The following is a 21,370-nucleotide window of genomic DNA, read 5'->3' as shown; positions in this document are numbered from 1 at the left end:
CGAAGACATCGATTGATTCGCTCTGCATTTCTCCCCTGATTCGGTATCAATTTGTCAGTGGTGGTCCGAACCAGCGCCGCAGGGCCGATCGGAGATCGTGCGCGTCGCCGCCGTTGGGCACCACCCAGGCAGTGTAGCCATCCGGGCGGATGAGCAGGCCGTCCACATCGATCGGCCGGTCGACCGACCCGATCACGTAATCGACTCTGTCCTTCCATGATTCGGCGGCAGTGCGGAGCTCGGGCCTGCCGAGTACATCGATGAACACGCCACGAGCGTCGTGCAGCAGATCGGTCAGCGGCGTCAGCCGCACCGAGAGATGACCGGCGAAGCGGCCGAGCAGCGGATGCGCCGAGGCGCCGGACTGTTCCGGGGGCAGGTATCGGACATCGGATCCGCTGATCATCGCGGCGAAATGGCGATTGGCTTCCGGATATGCGAGCAGGTCTTCGACGAGATCGCGGAGCGGCGAGGTGTGGTCATTGTCGGGATTCATGAGCGCCAATTGCGCACGCGTATTGGCCAATACGCGTGCGGCCGCCGGATGGCGTTCGGCATGGTAGGTGTCGAGCAGTTCGGGTGAGCCCCAGCCGTGAATTCGCGCCGCCAGCTTCCAGCCGAGGTTGACCGCATCGTGCAGGCCGGTATTGCAGCCCTGGCCGCCGATCGGGAAGTGCACGTGCGCAGCGTCTCCGGCGAGCAGTACCCGGCCGGTGCGATACTGCTCGGCCTGCCGGCTGACGTCGGTGAAGCGTGACATCCACAGCACCGGCTCGGTGAGTGTCAGTTCGGCGCCGCGGACGCGGGTGACCGCGGCGGCCAATTCGTCCAGCGTGACCGGTTTTTCGCGATCCGGGCGGGGGCGGTCGTATTCCACGGTCACCACCCGGCCGATGCCCCCCTCCGGCGGAAACGACAGCACCAGCAGGCCCCGCTCGGTGCGTTCCCAGCGCCGGGGCACGTCGTGTTCGGGTGTGGTCACGTATCCGATCAGAGCCTGGACGTGCCCGTCCGTACCCGCGAAGGGGATGTTCGCGAGCCGCCGTACCGTGCTGCGCCCGCCGTCGCAGCCGGCCACGTAGGCGGCCCGCAACAGACGTTCACCGGCCGGTGTGCGAACGGTCAGTTCGACGTTGTCGGCCTGCTGGGTGAGTCCGACGACCTCGTGTTCGCGCCGGATCTCGACATCGAGTTCGCGGGCGCGCGCGGTGAGCAGTTCCTCGATCCGGGATTGCGGTACCAGCAGGCTGAACGGCCGGCGGGTGGGCAGCAATCGAAAGTCGAGGCCGCGCCGGAACATTCCCGCAAAGGGGAGTCCGTGCACGATGTCGTTGCCTTCGAGGAACCGTTCGAGCAGGCCGCGCATATCGAGCAGTTCCACGCTGCGCACGTGCAGGGCGCCGGCGCGATCGTGCCCGGCCGGTTCGGCGAGGCGTTCGATCAGTAGCGGCCGCACCCCGCCCAGTCGCAGTTCGCAGGCGAGCATCAGACCCACCGGGCCGCTGCCGACGATGATGACGTCGTAATCCATGGGAATTTCTCCTGAACGGGTGGGTCTGCTGGTGGTCCGGCGGCGAATCAGGCTGCGCCCGTGAGAGATTCCAGGCGTCCGACCACTGCCGCAGGTTCGGGCCGGGCAAGGCTCTCGGAACGCAGCGCGGCCGCTCCGGCGTGGTGGGCGGGATCGTTCAGCAGTGCGGCGGTGGCGGCCAGGATGTTCGCGGTGGTCGCTTCTGCGGCGGGCAGATGGCGTCCGGCGCCGGTTGCGGCCAGGCGTTCGCCGTGCAGCTTCCGCTCGAACATGTGGCTGATGATCAGTTGTGGCACACCGGCGATCGCGGCACCGAGCATCGTATTGCCGCCGCCGTGATGGATGATCGCGGCGCAACTGGGCAGCAGCAGGTGCAGCGGCACCGATTCGGCGATCCGGACGTCGGCGGGCAGGTCGCCGAGCAGGGCCCGGTCGGCCGCGGTGGTGGCGATCACCGGTTCCACCTCGAGTTCCCGGAGCGCTTGCACGACTTCGGGTACGAGGTACGAGCCTGGCAGGCCTGCGGAGAACGTACCCCAGGTGATGCAGATCCGCGGTCGTGCCGGCGGGGTGGTGAGCCATTCGGGTATCGCGCCGCCGATATCGGCGGCCACGTACCGGATCGCGATCGGTGTGCCCTCGCCATACTTCTGGAGACCGTCCGGGCACGGGTCGATGCTCCACTGGCTGAGCAGTTCCGGCGGTGTCGCGCCGTAGCCGGTGAAGAGCGGGTCGAGGCGTTCCCGGAGTAGGCTCAGCAGCCATAATCCCTCGTGCGTGCCGAAGAGGTCGGGGCCCCAGAGCTGGCGTAAGGCGGGCACTCCGATCGCGGCCGCGGCGATCTCCGCGGCGAAGGTGATCGGGTCGCGGACCACCAGCTGTGGCCGCCATTCCTCGGCGAGGGCGACCAGATCGGGGACCATCATCTCGGTGACCGTGTGGAACATGACGGCGAGGGTGTCCTCGGACCGGTACTCTCGTTGCCCGCCGGTCGCGCGGCGCTGCCGGTGCCACTCGGCGAAATCCAGATCGGAGCCGATGGTGACCGCCGGCAACGCCGATCCGAGCGCGCAATCACGTTGTCCTGGTTGACAAGCGACGAGCACGTCGTGGCCGGCGGCGCGCAGCGCCCAGCCGAGCGGGATCATCGCGGTCAGGTGGGAGTGGGCGACCGATGCGGCGAGCAGCACTCGCATGGACACACCTCTTTCGAAGTTCCGGCAGGCGAGTCAACGGACAGGTCGACGCTAGGACGCGCGACTCGAATCGTGGTCGAGGCGGTTTGACCCCGTTTCGACCGCGGCTATACGTGGGTGCCGGACCGTGAGCGATGGCACAGGCGGTATCCGGTGCAGTCGAGGCGCCGCCGCCCCATTAGGAGGGCCGATGGTTCCGGAGTTTGTCTCTCGCTTCGAACGCGCGTATCTCAGTGGCGCGCAACTGCCGTGGGAACTGGACGGGCCGGCGGAGTTCGTGGTCCGGCTGGCCGAGGAGGGGGTGTTCCGCGGGCCGGTGCTCGATGCCGGCTGCGGTACCGGGGAGAACGCGCTTTTCCTGGCGGGCCGTGGTTATGAGGTGGTGGGGGTGGATGCGGCGCCGACGGCCCTGGCCCGGGCGCGGGCCAAGGCCGAGGAGCGTGGTGTCGACGTGGAATGGTCGGCCGACGATGTGCGTGAATTGCCCGGCAGGCGTGACTTCTTCGGCACCGTGCTGGACAGCGGGCTGTTCCACAATCTCGATGAATCCGATCAGCGCCGGTACGCCGACACGCTGTATCGCGCCTGCCGGTCCGGCGCCGATGTCTATTTGTTCGCGATGAACAACAATCCGCTCAATTTCGCTGAGCCGCACCGTTGGTCGCCGAGTTGTGATCGCCACGGGGTGCGGCTCTCGGCCATCGAGCAGGCCTTCGCCGGTGATTGGAACGTGGCGGCGATCGACGAGACTCGGATGACGGTTTTCGTTCCGCACCAAGGGGATCGGGTGCGTTATTTCTGGCTTGCCCGGCTACACAAGGGCTGAGCAGATGGCGGAGGTTCCGGTCCTCATCGCAGGTGGTGGACTGGTCGGACTGTGTGCTGCCGCGTTCCTGCACTCGCACGGGGTGCCCGCGCTCACCGTCGAGCGGCATACCGGCACCTTGGCGCTGCCGCGGGCGCGGGTCGTGAATGTGCGCTCGATGGAGCTGTTCCGCAGTCTCGGCCTGGAACAGGCGATTCGGGCCGCGCCCCGGTCGGTGTTCGCGGATCGGCCGCTGTCGATCCGGGCCCGGACGCTGGCCGGACCGGAGCGCGCCCGGATGCCGCGCCAGCCGGAAGGCGCTGCCGCGGAGTGGAGTCCCGGCGGACCAGCCTTCATCGACCAGAATGTGCTGGAGCCCTTGGTGCGCGCGCACCTCGAAGCGGCGGGCGCCGACCTTCGCTTCGGTACTCGGCTGGTGTCGTTCACAATAGGCGACGACGGCGCCACCGCATTGCTCGCCGATGCGCGGAGCGGCGAAACCTGTTCGGTCCGTTGCCGGTACGTGATCGCGGCCGACGGGCATCGCTCGGGGATTCGTGACACGCTGGGCATCGACATGACGGGCGAGACCATCGCCCGGTTCGTGACGGTCATCTTCCGGGCCGATCTGACCGGGCCGCTGGCCGCGCGCGCGATTTCACTGGCCTACCTGGACGAACCGGCGCCGGGAACGCTGCTGACTCCGTTCGACGGCGACGGCAGCTGGGTGCTGATGGTGCCGTTCCGCTCCGAGTCGGGCGACGCCGCCGAGTCTTTCGACGGTGATCGTTGCCTGCGCCTGATCGATGCGGCGATCGGGCGCCCGGTGGACGCGGAGTTGCTGCTGCCGCGGTCCGCACCGGTGCTCGGCTGGGAACTCGCCGCCCGGGTGGCCGAAACCTACCGGCGGGGACCGGTTTTCCTGGTGGGTGATGCCGCGCATGTGATGCCGCCGGCGGGCGGTTTCGGTGCGAACACCGGGATTGCCGACGTGCACAATCTGGCCTGGAAGCTGGCAGCGGTGCTGCGCGGCAGCGCCGGCGCGGCACTGCTGGACAGCTATGACGCCGAGCGCCGGCCGGTGGCGGAAGCCACCTGCGCCTACTCGGCCGGTCTGCTGCGCGCGCGGCACGATGGCGCTGCGGACGGTCGTGCGGTGGCGGACCCGGTGACCATAGCGCTGGGCTATCGGTACCATGCGGACGGCCCGGACTTCCGGTCGCCGGGTGAACTGCACGGCGAAATCGGCACGCGGGCACCGCATCTCGTACTCGAACGGGACGGTGAATCGATTTCGACATTGGACCTGTTCGGTCCGGACTGGGTGGTGCTCACCGAGTCGGCAGAGGTCGCCGCGGCCGTGCGCGCCCGTGCGATCGAGGCGGTGTGTATCGGGACGGATGTCCGAGATGTGACCGGGCGCTGGGCGAACGCGTTCGATATCGAACCCGGCGGCGCGGTGCTGGTTCGCCCCGACGGTTTCGTCGGCTGGCGCCTGCCGGGTCCGGTGGCCGATGCCGGCGCGGTGATCGCGGCCGTGCGCGCCCGGTTGTCGATGCGGCCGCACTGAATTCAGCGACGGGCGCTGACCATGTAGAGGTTGGTGCCCGCCATCGCCGGATCCTGTTCGACCTCCGTCCGGAAGCCGCGTTCTGCCAGCAGGTCGACGAGTTGTCCCACCCGGCCGTCCACGTCGTGCGCCTCGGCGACGACGCGGTCGATGCCGCGCCAGTGGGCAGCGGTGATGCCCTGTGCGACTTCGAGTTCGGCCCGTTCCACGTCGATCTTGAGCAGTGCGACCCGGTCGATCCGGAAGCGGTGCAGCAGTTCGGAAATCGTCGTGATGGGCACGACGGTCGTGACGGTATGCCGGAACTTGGCGACGACGGCGCGTTCGCGTGCGGCCCGGATCTCCGCGGGCAACTGCATGGTGCCGAGATAGGTGTGCCCGACCCGGACGGTGTCGTCGAAGTCGGCGTGCAGGGTCGAGTTGGCGGGCGAATCCGGGTAATAAGTAAATTCGCCGCTGCCGCAGACAGATCCGACGGCGCTGTGTACCGCCGTGCAGCCCGGTGCGTGGCGGGCGAGATTGACCGCGAGTGCGCTGTAGCTCGCGGCCGCAGGCTCGGCGGCGATCACTCGCAAGCCGGGAGCCTGTGCGACGAAGTGGAGGGTGGTCAGGCCGATGTTCGCCCCGATGTCGAGAACGACGTCTCCGCCGGTCAATTCGGCGGCGCCGGCCCCGTAGTAGGGATCCTGTGACACGGATTGCCAGAGAAAACCCGCTTGCTGTGGATTCGGGGCAACGATCCGGCGGCCGTCCGGGAGTGTGACGTCGGCCAGGGCGCCGGGGGAGTGCGGTGATGGCATGGCACCCACGGTGCGGGAGAGCACTCGAACTGGGCTGCAGGGTGCCTCGAAGGTCGAGCCGGACTCGACTCGCGCCCGGGGCGGGTTCGGTACCCATGACGCATGCGAATTCTTGTGACCACCGGACCGATGGTGGGGCACTTCTATCCGATGGTGCCGCTGTCGTGGGCCTTGCGCACCCAGGGGCATCATGTGCTCGTCGCCACCCCCGACTACTTCGCGCCCGCGGTCGTCGCGTGTGGGTTTCCGGTGGTGGGGTTGCCGAGTATCGATATCGCGCAGGCGATGTCGCGTGACCGGCAGGGCAATCCGGTGCCGGCCGACTATTACGAGCCGGCTCGAATGCGCCGCAGCGGGCGGGGATGGGGCCGGCTCGCCGCGGACGGACTCGACGGGGTGCGACGGGTGATCGCCGAATGGCAGCCGCAGTGCGTGCTCAGCGATCCGATGGAGATGGCCGGGCGGCTGGCGGCGGCGGAACGCGAGGTGCCATGGGTCGAGCACGGCTGGGGAGTCCGGCCGAGTCCGTACTTCGAGGAGGCGGCCGCGGCCGAGCTCGTCCCGGAACTTCGCCGCCTCGGCCTGGATCGGCTGCCGCGGCCCGGGGTAACACTGGACGTCTGCCCGCCGGGATTCGATGTCCCCGCCGCGGTTCCGGGCCGGCCCATGCGGTACGTGCCGTTCAGCGGTCCGGCCGAGCGCCCGCGCAGGTACGCCGATGGCCGGCCGTTGATCTTCCTCACCTTCGGAACCCTGCTGCCGCGGGCGAATCCGGAACAGGCGCTGGGCTTGCTGGAAGCTCTGATGCGTGAATTGACCGCCGGTGGCCTGGATTTCCTCGTCGGCATCGATCCGGACCTGGTCGCGGGCATGCGGCCGTTCCCGTCGGGTGCACGGGCGGTCGGGCGGATTCCGTTGGACCAGGCGCTGTCCGAATGCGCCGCGGTGGTGCACTACGGCAATTCCGGAGCCATGATGACCGCACTGGCACACGGCGTCCCGCAGGTGGTGCTGGCCGCCCCGGTCGCGGACGCACCCGACAATGCGGAACGGGTGGCCGCGAGCGGGGCCGGCATCCGGATCGGGGCGGGGGAGGTGACCGCCGCCGGCGTGCGTGAGGCGTGCCTGCGCGTGATATCCGAACCGGAATACCGCGATCGGTCACGCGCGCTCGCGGCGGCGATGCGCGGATTGCCCAGTCCCGCCGAGATCGCGCGGCGGAGTGCGGAATTGGTCTGACGGTTCACCGGATGCGGCGGGCGGCGGTCGCCACGGCTTCGACCAGTGCCGCCTGCCGTACGATCGAATCCACATCCGTCTTCTCGGAATTCCGGATCGCGCGCGCGAAAGCGGCCAGGCCGTTGGTGAATTGCGCATCCGGTGCGAGGGTCCGCTCCTCGATTCCGCTGTGCCGCATGATCCGCACGACGGGAGTGAAGTCATCCGGGAATGTGAAGGCGCGGTGCACGCTGATCCGGCCCTGTTCACCCCAGAGCGTGTAGGCGCAGCGGTACGAATGCGCGAAGCCGAAGTGCAACTGCGCGGGGATGCCGACCGGGGACGTCAGCAGCGCGGAGCCGGCGATATCGACACCGTATTCGGGTGACATCGTGAGTGTGGCACCCGCGACCTCGAGGTCCGGGCCGAGGAACAGCTGGGCAGCCCGGATCGGATAGACCCCGGCGTCGAAGAGCGCACCGCCGGCGAGTTCCGGCTGATAACGGATATCGCCGGCCGGCAGCGGCGGAAACGCGAAATCGGCGGTGAATGCGCGGAGTTCACCGATCACACCGGCCGCCAGCAGCGCCCGGACCTCCGCGTGCGCCCGGTGATGCAGGAATGCGAAGTTCTCGACCAATACGCGGTCGCGCGCCACGGCGGACAGCGCCAGCTCGTTCGCGGCCGATTGTGTGGTGGCGAGCGGTTTCTCGACGAGCACGTGCAGTCCCGCCCGCAGGGCGGCGTCGATCCATTCCGGGTGCAGGGAGGCGGGCAGCGGGATGTAGACGGCGTCGATGTCGGGGCGGTCCAGCAGCGCACGGTATCCCGATACCGCTTCGCCGCCGAATCGCCGGGTGAACTCCGCCGCCTTGGCCGGATCGCGGCTCGCGATCGCGGCCACCGTCAGTTCGGGCAGGCGGGCGAGGGAGGGGAGGGTGCGTCGCCATGCCACGCCGGCGCAGCCGAGCACCCCTAGTCGAAGGGTCATGGACGTGCACCCTGCGGTATCGGGGTCGGGCCGGACTCGAATTCCGCTGGGCGCCGGGATCGATCGTGGTTCGAGTGCAGTTCGAGCCGGTCCGCCCAGGGTTTACCCATGGAATTTCGCCAACTGGGCAGCAGTGGTCTGCGAATCAGCGAAATCGTGTACGGCAACCTGCTGTATCCGCAGGACGAGATCTCCGACGAGGCGGTCATATCCGCGATCCGCACCGCTCGCGAGGTCGGGATCACCACCTTCGACACGGCCGATATCTACGGCCTGTTCCGCTCGGAGAACCTGCTGGGGCGCGCGCTGGCCGGGGAACGACGCGAGGAACTCGTGCTGTGCAGCAAGGTGTGCATGCCGGCGGGGAGCGGCCCGAACGGCTGGGGGCTGTCGCGCAAGCACATCATGGATTCGATCGACGGTTCCCTGCGCCGCTTGCGCGTCGATCACCTCGATGTGTACATCGCGCACCGGCACGACCCCACCACTCCGGTGGCCGAAAGCCTGCGCGCCTTCGCCGATCTGACCCGCTCGGGCAAGATTCTGTATGCGGGACTGTCGGAATGGCCGGTCGAGCGGATCCGGGAGGCGAAGCCGATCGCCGACGATCTCGGCCTGCAACTGGTCGTGCACATGCCGCGCTATTCGATGCTGTGGCGGGTGCCCGAGCACGAGGTGATACCGGCCTGCGCCGAATTCGGTATCGGCCAGGTGCCGTACTTCACGCTGGAGCAGGGCGTGCTGACCGGGAAATACCGTTCCGGCGTCGGCTATCCCGAGGGATCGCGGGCCACCGACCTCAAGGGCGGGCGGGCACCGCTGATGCTGCGCTGGCTCGAGGACGCGCAGGTGCTCGATCGGGTGGAGCGGTTGCGGCCGCTCGCCGCGGAGGCAGGGCTGCGCAGCCTGGCCCAGCTGGCGGTCGCGTGGGTTCTGCAGCGCGACGGCGTGTCCGGGGCAATCATCGGTTCCTCGCGCGCGGAACAGATTCCGGAGACCGCGGCGGCGGCCGGAACCAAGCTGGACGCGGATCTCATGGCCCGGATCGACGAGATCCTCGACCCGGTCGTCATCCGGCGCGACCCGATGCTGTCATAGCCGCCGTGGGCCTCGGAATTCCCGGCGCACCACAAGTTTTCGCAGAGAGGACGGGTCGATCATGCGCATATTGTGCACGACGTTCCCCTGGCATTCGCACCACTTTCCGATGGTGCCGCTGGAGTGGGCATGCCAGACCGCGGGACACGAGGTCCGGGTGGCGAGTACGCCGGCCTTGACGGACACGATCATCGAATCCGGGTTGCCGGCGATCGCGGTCGGCAAGGACGTCGACCTCGTCCGGATGTCCACCGATCGCCGGCGCAAGGCCTGGCACACCCAGGAGCGCTGGCCCGAGGATTGGCCGATCCGGCCCGAGCTGCTCGGTGCGCGGCAGCGCGAGCTGATCGCGGACCTGGGCCGGATGCAGGTCGCCATGGCCGAATCGATGGTCGACGATCTGATCGAATTCGGCAGATACTGGCGGCCGGACCTGATCGTGCACGACGCGGTGACCCTCGCGGGCCCGGTGGCGGCCGCGGTGCTGGGCGTGCCGAGTGTGAGCCATCTGTGGGGCGCGCCGGGGTGGCAGCGCATCGAGATGCGTGACCTCGGTGACGAGCCGCTGCCCGAATACGCCGCGCTGTACGCCGCCCGGGGCTCCGCGATCCGCGTGGTACCGGATGCCTGGATCGATCCGTGCCCGCCCGCGATGCGCTATGCCATTGCGGGTCACTGTCTTCCGATGCAATACGTCCCGTACAACGGGCCCGGCGTGCTGCCGGAGTGGCTGCTCGAGCCGGTCGAACGGCCCCGGGTCTGCGTGACCTGGGGTGGCACCGCCGTGCGGCTCGATACCGCGCCGATCGAATTGGTGCGCAAGGTGATCGAGGCGGCCGCCACCCTCGAGGTGGAGGTGGTGCTGGCCGTGACGCAGCAGCTGGCCGACCGGCTCGGTGTGCTGCCCGCGGGAGTGCGCACGGCGGTGGATCTCCCGCTCACGCTGCTGCTGCCCAGCTGCGCCGGAGTGGTCCATCACGGTGGCGCGGGGACGACGGTGACCGCGGCCCGGCACGGGGTGTCGCAACTGAGCATCACCAGCCGGCCCGAACCGGCACTCACCGGTTCACGATTGGCGGCCACCGGAGCGGGACGTCATCTGGCGGCGGCCGAGCTACCAGAGGGCGCGGCGGCCGTGGACATTCTGCGCGCGGAACTGGCCGTGCTGCTGAACGAGCCGTCCTACCGGGCCGCCGGCGCGGAGGTGCGGGCCGGAATCGTGGGGCAGCCCACGCCGGCCGAGGTCGTCGGATCCCTCGAACAGCTGGTGTGAGGAGACGGCGATGAGAGTCCTGTTCGGCGTATCCGGCTGGCAATCCCACTATTTCACGGTCGCCCCGTTGGCCTGGGCCTTCCGGGTCGCGGGTCACGAGGTGCTGGTGACTACGCAGCCGTCGCTCACCGAGGTGGTGCGCCGCTCGGGTATCGCCACCGCGCCCGCGGGGCCCGACGTCGATCTGGTCGCCATCCGGCGGCAGAGCCTGGCCTTTCAGGCCGCCGAGGCACACGAGGGCGAACTGGGCAGCGGTCCCGCGCCGGAGATTCTGGAATTGTGGCGTGCGGCAACGCAATCCAATCTGGACGGCGTGGTGGCGCTGGCCCGGCAGTGGCGGCCCGATCTGGTCGTCGCCGATCCCATGTGCCCGGCCGGGCTGGTCGCCGCCCAGCTGCTGGGCGTACCCGGCATTCGATATCAGCTCGCGCCGGACCCGATCGTCGGTTCCGCCGCGGGCGAGGCGATACTGCCGCACCTACCCGGGTTCTATGAGCCCTACGAGCGTTTCGGCCTGCACCCCGAGGGCGATCCGGCGCTCCGCACGGTGGATCCCTGCCCGCCCAGTCTGCTGCCGCCGCCCGCCGCGAATCGCGTGCACATGCGCTACGTGCCCTACAACGGTCCGGGCCTGGCTCCGTCCGAGTTGCCGCCCTGCGGCAACGGCCGTCCCCGGGTGTGCCTGACCTGGGGTACCACGCTGGCGCGGACGTTCGGTAACGACTTCGTCGGCGCGCAGAATCTGCTCATCGACGCGTTGGCGGCCCTGGATATCGAACTCGTGGTCGCCGTCGACGAGTACCAGGGCGCGATGATCGGCGACACCGCGCCGAATGTGCACGTCGTCGTCGGTGCGCCCTTGCATATGCTGATGGCGGATTGCGCCGCGATCCTGCATCAGGGCGGAGCGGGGAGCGTACTTACCGCGGCAACATACGGATTGCGGCAGTTGTCGGTGTCGTTCCTGCCGGATCAGGCGCATGTGGCGAGGGTGCTCGCCGATACCGGCGCCGGAATCCATTTGCCCGGTTCGGATTCCGGGCCGGCGGAGATCCAGGCGGCCGTGCGGGCACTGCTGGACGAGCCCGGCTACGGCGCCGCCGCGGCCGTGCTGCGATCGGAGATGGCCGCCCAGCCCGGTCCGCACCGGATCGTCGGCGACCTGGCCGAACTCACCGGCGCATACGGAGGGATACGATGACCGAGACTCGTTGGCTGTTGTGGCAGCGGATGGACCCGTCGGTCCGGGGTGCCGCTGCGCTGCGCACCGAAATCACTTCCACCGCAGTTCGATTGGCCGATTCCGAGGGCTTGCAAGCGGTCACCGTCGACCGCATCGCCGCCGAATTGCACCTGGCGGCAAAGGATCTGGACGGCTGTCTGGAGCGGGAGACCGATCTGACCGACCTATTGCTGGACGCCGCGTTCGCGGAACTCGAGCTGCCAACGGAGCCGTCCGGTGACTGGCGGGCCGACCTCGGCCTGCACGCCCGGCGGCTGTGGGCCGTGCTGAAGGCACATCCGTGGCTGGCCGTGGTGGCCAGCACCCGCCCGCTGCTGTCACCGAATGCCTTGCGCCAGCTGGAATTCTCCTTCGCGGCCCTGGACGGCCTCGGACTGGATCCGCAGCGACTCGCGCTGTACGCCGGTATGGTCACCGGCCTCGGCTACGGCCCGACGCTGGCCCGGTTGCAGGAGCGTGAATCCTGGAATCGGCTCTACCAGCGCGAGCCGGCCGACCAGCTGCACGAACCGATCAGCGGTTTTCTGCAGGACATCGTCGCTGCCGGCGACCATCCGCGGGTCGGCGGCTTCCTGGCGGCCGGAGCGCCGCACGCGGGGGACGACGAAGCCTTCGAGATCACGCTGGAATGCCTGCTGGACGGGCTGGCCGTGCGCCTGGGACAAGGGAGATGAGATGCGCGTGCTCTTCGCCACGTCGCCGTGGCCGACACACTACTTCATGACCGTGCCCACGGCCTGGGCCTTCCGGGCCGCCGGCCACGAGGTGATCGTGGTCAGCCAGCCCTCGATGGCGGAGCTGATCGCCCGGTCCGGCATGGCCGCGGCCCGTGTCGGCCCCGACATCGATCTGGTGGCGATCCGGAAACGCACCCTGCCGTTCGAGCGCAAAGCCGGGGCGCCGCCACCCGCCGATGGCGAGAACGACGGCGCGGACCAGGTTTTCGACGCCTGGCGAGCGGCCACCACCGCCAACGTCGACCCCCTCGTCGACTTCGCCAAGGCCTGGCGGCCCGATATCGTGCTCTGCGATCCCATGTGCCCGGGCGGTCTGGTCGCCGCCGCGGTGCTCGGCGTGCCCGGTATCCGGCACCTGTGGGCGCCGGACTTCCTCGGCTCGGCCGGCGCCGAGCAACTGCTGCCCCAATTGCCTGGTTTCTACGAGCCTTTCGAGCGGCGTGGCGTGCGAGTCGAAGGCGATCCGGCGCTGCGCACCGTGGATCCGTGCCCGCCGAGCATGGAGCCGCCCCCGTCGGATCGGCGCATCCACGTGCAATTCGTGCCGTACAACGGAACCGGTGTGCTGAGCGATCGGCTGCCGCCGCGCAGCGGAAGGCCGCGCATCTGCCTGACCTGGGGCATGTCGGTGACCCGGATCATCGGTTCGGCGGCTTTCCTGCTGCCGCAGATCATTTCGGCCCTCTCCGGGCTCGACGCCGAGATCGTGGTGGCGGTGGACGCGACGCAGCGGGCGATGCTCGGCTCGGTCGCGGACAATGTTCGGGTTCACGAGTCCGCGCCGCTGCACATGCTGCTGCCCACCTGCGATGTCATCGTGCATCAGGGCGGGGCGGGCAGCACACTGACCGCCGCCCGCTACGGGGTCCGGCAGCTGGCCATCACCCATCTGCCCGATCAGGCGAATGTGGCGATGGCCTTCGCGGGCACCGGCGCGGGTATCCACCTCTCCGGGGAAGAGATCACGCCCGCGGACATCCGCCGCGCTGTGCACGATCTGCTGGCCGATCCGGGCTACCGGGCCGGCGCCGATCGGCTCCGGGGCGAAATTCTGGCCCAGCCCAGTCCCATCGACGTGGCCGGGCAGCTGTGTGCGCTGACCGCGGCGTCCCCGGCCACCGTGCAGAGATGAGAATGTCGTGATCGAGGATGAAATGCGGATCACCGAACTGGATCTGCTGCAACTGACACAGACCGTGCGCCGTGTCGCGATCCTGCGCGCCGCGATCAAACTCCGCGTCTTCGATTCGATGGCGGCGGGTCCGGCAACGGCGGCGGACATCGCTGCGGGGCACGATCTGGATGCGCGTGGCACGCGTATTCTGCTCGACTCACTGGTTGCCATCGGGATGCTGCACACCGCGGACAGCCGCTATCGCCTGGCCGCCGGCGCCACCGAGCTACTGGTCAGTACCAGTGCTGGATACTTCGGGGCCGCAATCGAACTCACCGCGAGCGATTACGAGTGGGAAGCGCTTGGACGGTTGGCCGACTCCGTCCGGCAGGGTGGGACGGTGCTCGACCAGCACGCCGAGCTGCCCGACTATCCGTTCTGGACCGATCTGGCCCGAAATCCCACCGCGCACACCGCATTCGTGGCCGGACTGCTCGCCGACACGGTGGCGCCGCGGGTATCCGCCGCCGGGTGGTTCGATGTGCTGGATGTGGCGTGTGGTCACGGCCTGTACGGATTCGGTGTGGCGCAACGGTTTCCGACGGCTCGAATTCGCTCGGTGGACTGGCAGGACGTCCTCGGTGTCGCGGCGGCGCATGCCCGGGAGCTCGGTGTCGCCGAGCGGGTCGAGTTCACCCCGGGCGATATGTTCACGGTCGATCTGGCGGGGCCCTACGACCTGACGCTCATCACCAATGTGCTGCACCACTTCTCGGCGGAACGGGCGACTGTGATGCTGCGTCGGCTCGCGTCCGTCACGAAGCCCGGCGGCCTGATCGGCATCGTCGCGATCACCGCCGATCGCGAGGCGCCCCGGGCCGATCCGGTGCCGCATCTGTTCTCCGCGCTGATGCTGGCGTGGACGCACGGTGGCGAATCACATTCCCTCGATGACTACTGCGCCATGCTCACCGCCAGTGGTTTCACCGCGCCGACGGTACACACGCTGCCCGCGATACCGCTGCGCCTGCTCCTTGCCGAGCGCGAACAAGACTCACGTCGGAAAGACTTGCCATGACCGAGGTTTCAGCTGCCCGTGAGATCATCCTGCTGAGTCAGGCCTACGCCCGGGCGCGGGTGCTGCACAGCGCGGTCGATGTGGGCCTGTTCGAACTGCTGGCGGCGGGACCGCGCGAGGTCGCCGGCATCTGTGCCGCGCTGGGCCTGCATCCGGCCCTGGTCCCGGATTGGCTGGACGCGCTCGTCGGCCTGGATCTGCTGGTGCGCACCGAGCGTGGCTACGGGAACAGCGCCGCTGCGACGGCCTTCCTGGTACCGGGCAGCCCGGCCTATCTGGGCGGCGCCGTCGCACAGCACGGGGCCGTGCACTACCCGCTGTGGCAGCGATTGACCGAGGCGCTGCGGGACGGACATGCCAAGTCGGATCGATCCACGCTGGCCGGGGCGGTCCAGGACGAGCAACGCGACCTCGAGCGTGCGCGGCGTTTCCTGTCGCATATGGATACCTTCAACGGTTTCGTCGCGGACGACCTGGTGCGGGCGCTGGACTGGCGGAACTATACGAAGGTGCTGGATGTCGGCGGGGCACGGGGGAATATCGCGGCCGCGCTGGTCGCGGAGCATCCGCACCTGCGCGCGGCGGTCTTCGACCTGCCCGGCGTGCGTCCGCTGTTCGACGAACATATGCGGCGGCTCGGCACCGCCGACCAGGTCGACTTCCATGGTGGCGACTTCTTTCACGATCCGCTGCCGCCGACGGAGGTGGCGATCCTCGGACACGTGCTGCACGATTGGCCCGTCGAGTCGCGCCGGCGGATCCTCGAGGGCATCGCTGCCGCGGTCCAGCCGGGGGGCGCGCTGCTGATCTACGACGCCATGCTCGAGACGGACGCCGCGGATCCGCACGGCCACGTGCAGAGCCTCATCTGTTCCATGATCCGGGACGGCGGTTCCGAATACTCCGGGGAGGACTGCCGGATCTGGGTGGAACAGGCGGGATTCCGGGTGGATCGGGTGATCCCGTTGCAGACCATCACCCGGGACCGGCTGCTGATCGCTCACCGTCTCGACGTCTGAGGGCCTAACCCGGAATACGACCGGGCCCGAATCCTGCGACAGGATTCGGGCCCGGTTCGTGTGCGGTCAGGGCTGCCGGCGGGCGAGCCCCGTGCGGAGTTCGGTGAATTCCTTGGCGTGACGCAAAGTGTTCAGGCTGTTGCCGCTGAGAACCCGGCGCAGATACCGCCGCGCGTCCGCCACCGTGGCATCGGGACCGAGCAGGGACAGGGCCGCCGGTTTGATCACGACCGTGTGCCGGGCCTCGGCGACGACGCCCTCCGGGGCGGTCGTGAACAGCCAGTGCCCGGTATGGGCATCGAGCAGCTTGGGCAGCTGAATCTGTTTGTACACGATGAGCTGCCGTGGAAAGCACAGCCGGACCGATCGGGTGGTGTGTGCCGCGCCGTCCGGCGTATGGGTGTCCATATCGAAGAACTGCACGCCGGGAATGTCTTCGGTCATCTCGAGACCGTTGACGTGCTCGACCCGCTCCGGCCACTTGTCCGCTTCGTAGAGGAAGGCGTACGCGTCGTCGACCGAGCCACCGATGAACAGCGGATCCGTGAAGGAGAGCAGGAGCTCACCGCGGGCTTCGGGGCGCGCGGCATCGGCTATCGCGGCCAGTTGCCGCGGGCCGCTCCGCTGGATTCGTTCGGCGAACTGCGCGGTGAAATCGGCTGCCGAGGAACCGAATTCGTGACGCAACCGGATCCGCGACTCGGTCTCGGAGAGCGGCTCCACGGTCCAGATCACCGTCGAATCCACCAGCGGCGGACGCGGATCGAGCCGATGCTGCTCGATCCGCAGTCGCGGCCGATCGAGAATTCGATGGGAGAGCAACAGGTCGACCTGTTCGCCGGAAAGCAGCCAGTGCCGGACGACATCCGCGTTATGGCTGCGTACCGGGCGATCGGCATAGACCGACGGCTCGTGGAACTGCGGCCAGCGCTCGACCTCGGCGATCAGGTCGAAAAGGGTCTCGGGGGCGGCGGTGACGACGATCGTGTGCTCGATGACCTCGGGGGCGGCCGGAAGTGTGCTCATGGGTAGACCGTTCTTTCAGCTCGGGAGGGTGAAGCCGTCGTCGCGGGTGACGCGGCGAGAGCGGACGCGCAGTGCGCCTTCGGTGCGGGTCAGCACGTCCTCGCAGACGCAGGCCCGATGCAGCCGGGTGTCACCGCCTCGTGCAGTGGCGAACACGAGGGCGTAACAGCGCACCGCGAGTGTGCCGTCGTCGTGCGGGGTGATGGCCACCATGCCGTGCCAATGGCGGTGTACCTCACCCGCTTTCGCCTGCTGCTCGGCGGCGTGCCGGATGGCCGCGGCCAGCGCCGCCCTGCCCTGCACCGGAGCGGGCAGCGTGGGCACATCGAAAGTCCCATCCGCACAGAAGGTTTCCGCCCATTCCGTGGCGGCGCCGGAGTCCAGTAGATGCATGTGCTCGGCGTAGAACTGCATCACCTCGGCGTAGAGTTCGCCGAACGTGACCGGCGTTCCGTTTCGAATGTGTTGGTCCAGCACGTGTTTTCCTCTCATCCGTGGTCGGAGCTGATCTGCACCCGGCTGTGGTCGCCGAGTACGAAGCGATGGGCGCGCGGTGCGCGCGGGCTGGGGGTGACCTCCACGTTTCGCCCGATCAGCGAGGATTCGATCCGGCGAACCCCCTCGATGGAGGAGCCGCGGAGGATGATCGAGAATTCGATTTCGCTGTCCACGATGCGGCAGTCCTCCGCAATGGAGGTGAACGGGCCGATATAGGAGTTCACGATGCGGACGCCGGCACCGATGATGACCGGGCCGACAATGCGCGACCCGGAGATCTCCGCCCCGGCCGACACCGTTACCCGGCCGACGATTTCGGACTCGGCGTCGATCCGGCCGGCCAGCCCGCCGGGCAGCGTCTCCAGCACGAGGCGGTTGACCTCGAGCATGTCGGCGACATTGCCGGTGTCCTTCCAGTAGCCCGAGATCGGGGTGGCCTGTACCGCGCAGTCGTTGTCGACCAGCCATTGGATGGCGTCGGTGATCTCGAGTTCACCGCGGCCGGAGGGCTGGATCCGCCGTACCGCGGTGTGCACCCGGGCCGTGAAGATGTAGACGCCCACCAGGGCGAGATCGCTGCGCGGCGACTGTGGTTTCTCCTCCAACCGCAGCACCTTGCCGTGCTCGTCGAGTTCGGCCACACCGAACGACTTCGGATCCGATACCCGGGTCAACAGGATCTGCGCGTCGGGCCGGTTCGCCTCGAACTCCTTCACGATGGGCACGATGCCGCCGACGATGAAGTTGTCGCCGAGGTACATCACGAAATCGTCGTCACCGAGGAAGTCCCGGGCGATGAGCACGGCGTGGGCCAGCCCGAGTGGTTCCGGTTGCCGGATGTAGGTGACGGTCAGGCCGAAATCGCTGCCGTCGCCCACCGCCTCGACGATCTCCCGGGAGGTGGTGCCGACGACGATGCCGACATCGGTGATCCCCGCGTCGGCAATGGATTCCAGCCCGTACATGAGGACTGGTTTGTTGGCCACCGGAACGAGCTGTTTCGCCGATGTGTGGGTGATCGGGCGTAGTCGGGTGCCGGAGCCGCCCGAGAGAACCAAGGCTTTCATTGTGTCCCTTTGCAATCCGGCGACCACCGGGGCGGCGATCACTCGATGATGGCGACCACCCGCGCCCAGCCCGCCCCGGCTCGGGCGATCTTGACCGGGAAGGCGCTGACGCGGAATCCGTGTGGCGCGGGCAGGGATTCGAGATTGGTCAGCCGTTCGATCTGGCAGTACGGTCGTCGTCGTCCCGCGAAATGCGCGGGCCAGAGCAGGTCCCGGCGGCCGGTGCGCTGGTACTCGCGGATCATCCAGGTGAACGGTGCGTCCAGGCTGAAGGCGTCGGTGCCGATGACCCGGACGCCGAGGTCCAGGAGCAGTTCGACCGCGCTGCCATCCAGGCCGGTGAAGTCGGTAAAATACTTGGGTGTGCCGTTCAGGTCGGCCGCTCCGGTGTGCAGCAGCACCATGTCGAGCGCGGAAGGCCGGTACCCGATGCGGTGGAACTCCGCACGGAGTTCGGCGGCGTCGACCGTTCCGACAGGGCAGTGCCGCAGGTCCAGCCGGACTGCCGCGGCATAGAACCAGTGCAGCGGCACCTCGTCGATCGTCATGGGCGCGCCGGTGGGCCCCCGACTGCCGTAGTGCGCGGGCGCATCGACGTGAGTGCCGGTGTGCGTGGTCAGTGTGAGCGTGTCGATGGACAGCAGCTCTCCGTCGGGCAGGAGTTCCGGGGTGAAGTCGAGATCGAAGTGCCGGCGCATCTCGTCGCGCATGTGCCGGGCGCCTTCCGCAGGCGTGAGGATGGTGTGCGAAATATCTTCGGGCTCCCACTGATTGGTGTCGATGGGGCTCGACAGATCGATCAGGCGCATGGGTTTCTCCGGTCGGCCGTGAACAGATCGGTGCGAACATGAATATCCGGGTCGCCGTAGGCGATACGGTGCGATATCCGGGGGAATACAGGTGTGCGCCTTATCAATCCGAGCACGCCGGCGCGCACCGTGGCGGCCAGTCGTCCCTGGGAAAACATGGTCCGGCTCTGCACGCCTTGGAATCTCATGATGCGATCGACTTCCGGAGTGCGGCGGGCCGGAAACGCGGACAGGGTTCCGGCGCCGAAGTCGTTGCGCCGCCGGGCCTCCAGCAGGATGGGATGCAGGACCGCGGCATCCTGCAGGGCCAGGTTGATGCCCTGCGCGCCGAGTGGGCCGTGGGTGTGCGCCGCATCGCCGACCAGCACGATGCCGTCGGCGACCCACTGCCGCGCTCGTCCCGCGAAGACGTCGAGCAGTGTCATCCGGCCGAGATCGGTGATCTCGGCATCGATGGCATCGGCGTAGCCGGGGAGTGCACGGGCGACTCGCCGTCTTATTTCCGCCGGCCCTTGCACCGCGAATTCCCGATATTGTCCGCGCGGCATCGCCCAGCCTATCTGGACCATGTTCGGATAAGAACGATGAATGACGACCGCGCTACCGGCGGAATTGATTATACGCACCGTATCCGGTTCCGCTTCCGTGGCCGGAATGCGGAACCACAGCAGATCATGGCCGGATATGTCCGAGCGGTCGTATTCGATCGCCGCGAGGCGGCGGATCTTGGAATGCCGGCCGTCGGCCCCGATTACACAAGGCGTCCGGACCTCCAGGGATCCGGCCGCGCCGCCGACCTGGATTCCGGTGATCCGGCCGGTATCGGTCCGCAGTTCGTCGGGGTGGCTGCCGTCGATGTAGGCGAATTCCTCGTACCGGCGACACTGCGTGAGCAATTCCTGCAGGAGTTGTTGTTGCGGAATGCTCAGCAGGTATTTGTAGGGTCCCGGTACGCGACGATAATCGACTTCCATCATCGTTCTTCCCTCGGCCGTCATCCGAAAGCCGGAGAGTCGGTGCGCGCCTGTGCCGATCACCCGGTCCAGCACACCGATTTCATCCAGCACGGCCAGTCCACCGGGCTGCAGGATCTCCCCACGGAATTCACGCACGAAGGAACGGCTTCGTTCCACCAGCGCGACGCTCGCCCCCGACCGTAACAGCAGCAGGGCCAGCGTCAGCCCGGCGGGCCCGGCTCCGACGATACAGAATTCCGCGTCGATCCGATTCGTATTCGACGTCGTCACCCTATCGATTGTCGGCAGCCCCCTCGACTGCGACTCGAAGGTGAGTCAGACCGACAGATACTCGATGCCGGAATCCGCCAGGACCGCCTGCTGGACCCGGTACAGCATGCTCGACGGTTCGAGCCCGACCTCGTCGATCATGCGAGTCCGGAGCCGTCGGAAGATGTCCAGCGCTTCCAGCCGGCGACCGGCCCGATAGAGGGCGACCATGAGGTGCCCGTGCAGCTTCTCGTCGAACAGATGCTCTCCGGTGAGTTCGGCGAGTTCGGCCAGTACTTCCCGGTGGCGGCCGAGTCGCAGGTCGGCGTCGATGCGCTGTTCGAGGGCGACCAGCCGGGCTTCTTCCAGGCCGCGGACCTTCGGTTGGAGCACCTGGCCGACCGGGACGTCGGCGAGCGGGTGGCCACGCCACAGGCACAGGGCCTGACGCAGCAGGTCGGCGGCCTCGGCGATCCGGCCCTCGGACATCGCCCGGCGGCCGCGGAGTGAGAGATCGTTGAAATCGTGCAGATCGAGCTGCCCGGGACGTATCTGAAACGTATAGCCGGCGGGCTCGGTGACGAGAATGGTCTTGGCCACCTGTTCCGAGCTGATCTGCAGCGATGTGGTAAGAAATTTACGTAAAAGCAGAATATAGGTTTGTATCGTTGTCATGGAACTGCGTGGCGGATTTCCTCCCCATAATTCCTCCATCAGTTTCTCGACCGCTACCGGGCGATTCGGATTGAGGAGAAGGAGGGCCAATACTTGGCGCGGTTTGTACGCGCTCAGCGTGAATTTGCGGTTGTTGCTCGTCAGATGCATCGACCCTAGGACGGAGATTTTCATGTCCAAGTCATCGCGGATATTCATGTCTGCTCTCTCGCCGAATGCCGTGTGCCGGATCGAAATGCGTGAGCTTGTATTCCCGCATTTCTGACCAGCGTCGTAATACCCCTTGTGGGGATGCTTCCGAACCGAATACTGCTATTCGAGATGCTACCAAGCAAAAATATAACCCCTTCGGCAAGATATCACGGCTCGAATGCACGGTCAAGGTTCGCTCGAGAA

20 protein-coding genes are annotated in these 21,370 nt (G+C 67.9%); 10 read left to right on the top strand and 10 right to left on the bottom strand.

Features of this window, described 5'->3' with window-relative positions; translation table 11 throughout:
• Positions 1–46 precede the first annotated feature (46 nt).
• Together ACH438_RS12295 and ACH438_RS12290 are read right to left on the bottom strand one after the other, a co-directional pair.
• Positions 47–1,531, bottom strand: coding sequence for an FAD-dependent monooxygenase (locus tag ACH438_RS12295; RefSeq protein WP_397004242.1), 1,485 nt, complete (start codon positions 1,529–1,531; stop codon positions 47–49).
• A 47-nt stretch (positions 1,532–1,578) separates the two neighbouring features.
• Positions 1,579–2,727 (bottom strand): nucleotide disphospho-sugar-binding domain-containing protein, encoded by a 1,149-nt coding sequence (locus tag ACH438_RS12290; protein ID WP_397004240.1) that lies wholly within the window; start codon positions 2,725–2,727, stop codon positions 1,579–1,581.
• A 190-nt stretch (positions 2,728–2,917) separates the two neighbouring features.
• On the opposite strand from ACH438_RS12290, the gene ACH438_RS12285 reads away from it, so the two are divergent.
• Positions 2,918–3,553: a class I SAM-dependent methyltransferase gene (locus ACH438_RS12285; RefSeq protein WP_397004238.1), complete on the top strand. Its 636-nt coding sequence runs from the start codon at positions 2,918–2,920 to the stop codon at positions 3,551–3,553.
• A 4-nt stretch (positions 3,554–3,557) separates the two neighbouring features.
• Entirely contained in the window at positions 3,558–5,102 is a 1,545-nt protein-coding gene (locus ACH438_RS12280) for an FAD-dependent monooxygenase (protein ID WP_397004236.1), read from the top strand.
• Between the two features lie 2 nt (positions 5,103–5,104).
• Here the strand turns inward: ACH438_RS12280 and ACH438_RS12275 are convergent, their stop codons facing one another.
• On the bottom strand, positions 5,105–5,902 hold the full coding sequence (locus ACH438_RS12275) for an FkbM family methyltransferase (protein ID WP_397004234.1): 798 nt from the start codon (positions 5,900–5,902) through the stop codon (positions 5,105–5,107).
• Positions 5,903–6,004: 102 nt separating this feature from the next.
• Here ACH438_RS12275 and ACH438_RS12270 point away from each other — a divergent pair, with 102 nt between their 5' ends.
• Positions 6,005–7,141 (top strand): glycosyltransferase, encoded by a 1,137-nt coding sequence (locus tag ACH438_RS12270; protein ID WP_397004232.1) that lies wholly within the window; start codon positions 6,005–6,007, stop codon positions 7,139–7,141.
• A 4-nt stretch (positions 7,142–7,145) separates the two neighbouring features.
• Here ACH438_RS12270 and ACH438_RS12265 read toward each other — a convergent pair whose 3' ends face one another.
• Positions 7,146–8,111 (bottom strand): Gfo/Idh/MocA family protein, encoded by a 966-nt coding sequence (locus ACH438_RS12265; RefSeq protein ID WP_397004230.1) that lies wholly within the window; start codon positions 8,109–8,111, stop codon positions 7,146–7,148.
• A gap of 108 nt (positions 8,112–8,219) precedes the next feature.
• On the opposite strand from ACH438_RS12265, the gene ACH438_RS12260 reads away from it, so the two are divergent.
• The 7 genes from ACH438_RS12260 (at position 8,220) to ACH438_RS12230 (ending at position 15,673) form a co-directional block, all read left to right on the top strand.
• The gene (locus ACH438_RS12260; RefSeq protein ID WP_397004228.1) at positions 8,220–9,209 is read left to right on the top strand and encodes an aldo/keto reductase; all 990 of its coding nucleotides are present in this window, start codon (positions 8,220–8,222) and stop codon (positions 9,207–9,209) included.
• Positions 9,210–9,270: 61 nt separating this feature from the next.
• Complete coding sequence (locus ACH438_RS12255; RefSeq protein WP_397004226.1) at positions 9,271–10,482, top strand: nucleotide disphospho-sugar-binding domain-containing protein; 1,212 nt, start codon at positions 9,271–9,273, stop codon at positions 10,480–10,482.
• A 10-nt stretch (positions 10,483–10,492) separates the two neighbouring features.
• Entirely contained in the window at positions 10,493–11,683 is a 1,191-nt protein-coding gene (locus tag ACH438_RS12250) for a nucleotide disphospho-sugar-binding domain-containing protein (RefSeq protein WP_397004224.1), read from the top strand.
• Positions 11,680–12,399 carry a TetR/AcrR family transcriptional regulator C-terminal domain-containing protein gene (locus ACH438_RS12245; RefSeq protein ID WP_397004222.1) on the top strand — a complete coding sequence of 240 codons (720 nt, stop codon included), beginning with the start codon at positions 11,680–11,682 and terminating at the stop codon, positions 12,397–12,399. The genes ACH438_RS12250 and ACH438_RS12245 overlap by 4 nt, the downstream gene beginning before the upstream one ends.
• Before the next feature lies 1 nt (position 12,400).
• Positions 12,401–13,594 (top strand): nucleotide disphospho-sugar-binding domain-containing protein, encoded by a 1,194-nt coding sequence (locus ACH438_RS12240; protein ID WP_397004220.1) that lies wholly within the window; start codon positions 12,401–12,403, stop codon positions 13,592–13,594.
• Between the two features lie 7 nt (positions 13,595–13,601).
• Complete coding sequence (locus ACH438_RS12235; RefSeq protein WP_397004218.1) at positions 13,602–14,654, top strand: class I SAM-dependent methyltransferase; 1,053 nt, start codon at positions 13,602–13,604, stop codon at positions 14,652–14,654.
• Positions 14,651–15,673, top strand: a complete 1,023-nt coding sequence (locus ACH438_RS12230) for a methyltransferase (protein ID WP_397004216.1) — start codon at positions 14,651–14,653, stop codon at positions 15,671–15,673. The genes ACH438_RS12235 and ACH438_RS12230 overlap by 4 nt, the downstream gene beginning before the upstream one ends.
• 66 nt (positions 15,674–15,739) lie before the next feature.
• Here ACH438_RS12230 and ACH438_RS12225 read toward each other — a convergent pair whose 3' ends face one another.
• The 6 genes from ACH438_RS12225 to ACH438_RS12200 are packed head-to-tail and all read right to left on the bottom strand — an operon-like array spanning position 15,740 to position 21,124.
• Positions 15,740–16,699 (bottom strand): SRPBCC family protein, encoded by a 960-nt coding sequence (locus ACH438_RS12225; protein WP_397004214.1) that lies wholly within the window; start codon positions 16,697–16,699, stop codon positions 15,740–15,742.
• 15 nt (positions 16,700–16,714) lie between these two features.
• Complete coding sequence (locus ACH438_RS12220) at positions 16,715–17,176, bottom strand: nuclear transport factor 2 family protein (protein WP_397004212.1); 462 nt, start codon at positions 17,174–17,176, stop codon at positions 16,715–16,717.
• An 11-nt stretch (positions 17,177–17,187) separates the two neighbouring features.
• Positions 17,188–18,264: a glucose-1-phosphate thymidylyltransferase gene (locus tag ACH438_RS12215; RefSeq protein ID WP_397004210.1), complete on the bottom strand. Its 1,077-nt coding sequence runs from the start codon at positions 18,262–18,264 to the stop codon at positions 17,188–17,190.
• 38 nt (positions 18,265–18,302) lie between these two features.
• Entirely contained in the window at positions 18,303–19,073 is a 771-nt protein-coding gene (locus tag ACH438_RS12210) for a cyclase family protein (RefSeq protein ID WP_397004208.1), read from the bottom strand.
• Complete coding sequence (locus ACH438_RS12205; RefSeq protein ID WP_397004206.1) at positions 19,064–20,320, bottom strand: FAD-dependent monooxygenase; 1,257 nt, start codon at positions 20,318–20,320, stop codon at positions 19,064–19,066. Before ACH438_RS12205 ends, ACH438_RS12210 begins: the two co-directional genes overlap by 10 nt.
• A gap of 45 nt (positions 20,321–20,365) precedes the next feature.
• Positions 20,366–21,124 carry a BTAD domain-containing putative transcriptional regulator gene (locus ACH438_RS12200; protein WP_397004204.1) on the bottom strand — a complete coding sequence of 253 codons (759 nt, stop codon included), beginning with the start codon at positions 21,122–21,124 and terminating at the stop codon, positions 20,366–20,368.
• Positions 21,125–21,370: the final 246 nt, after the last annotated feature.

It is taken from the genome of Nocardia sp. NPDC020380 (assembly GCF_044386975.1).
Classification (GTDB): Bacteria; Actinomycetota; Actinomycetes; order Mycobacteriales; family Mycobacteriaceae; genus Nocardia.
Note: the sequence above shows the minus strand (reverse complement) of the source record. Positions and strands in the feature narration are given on the sequence as shown.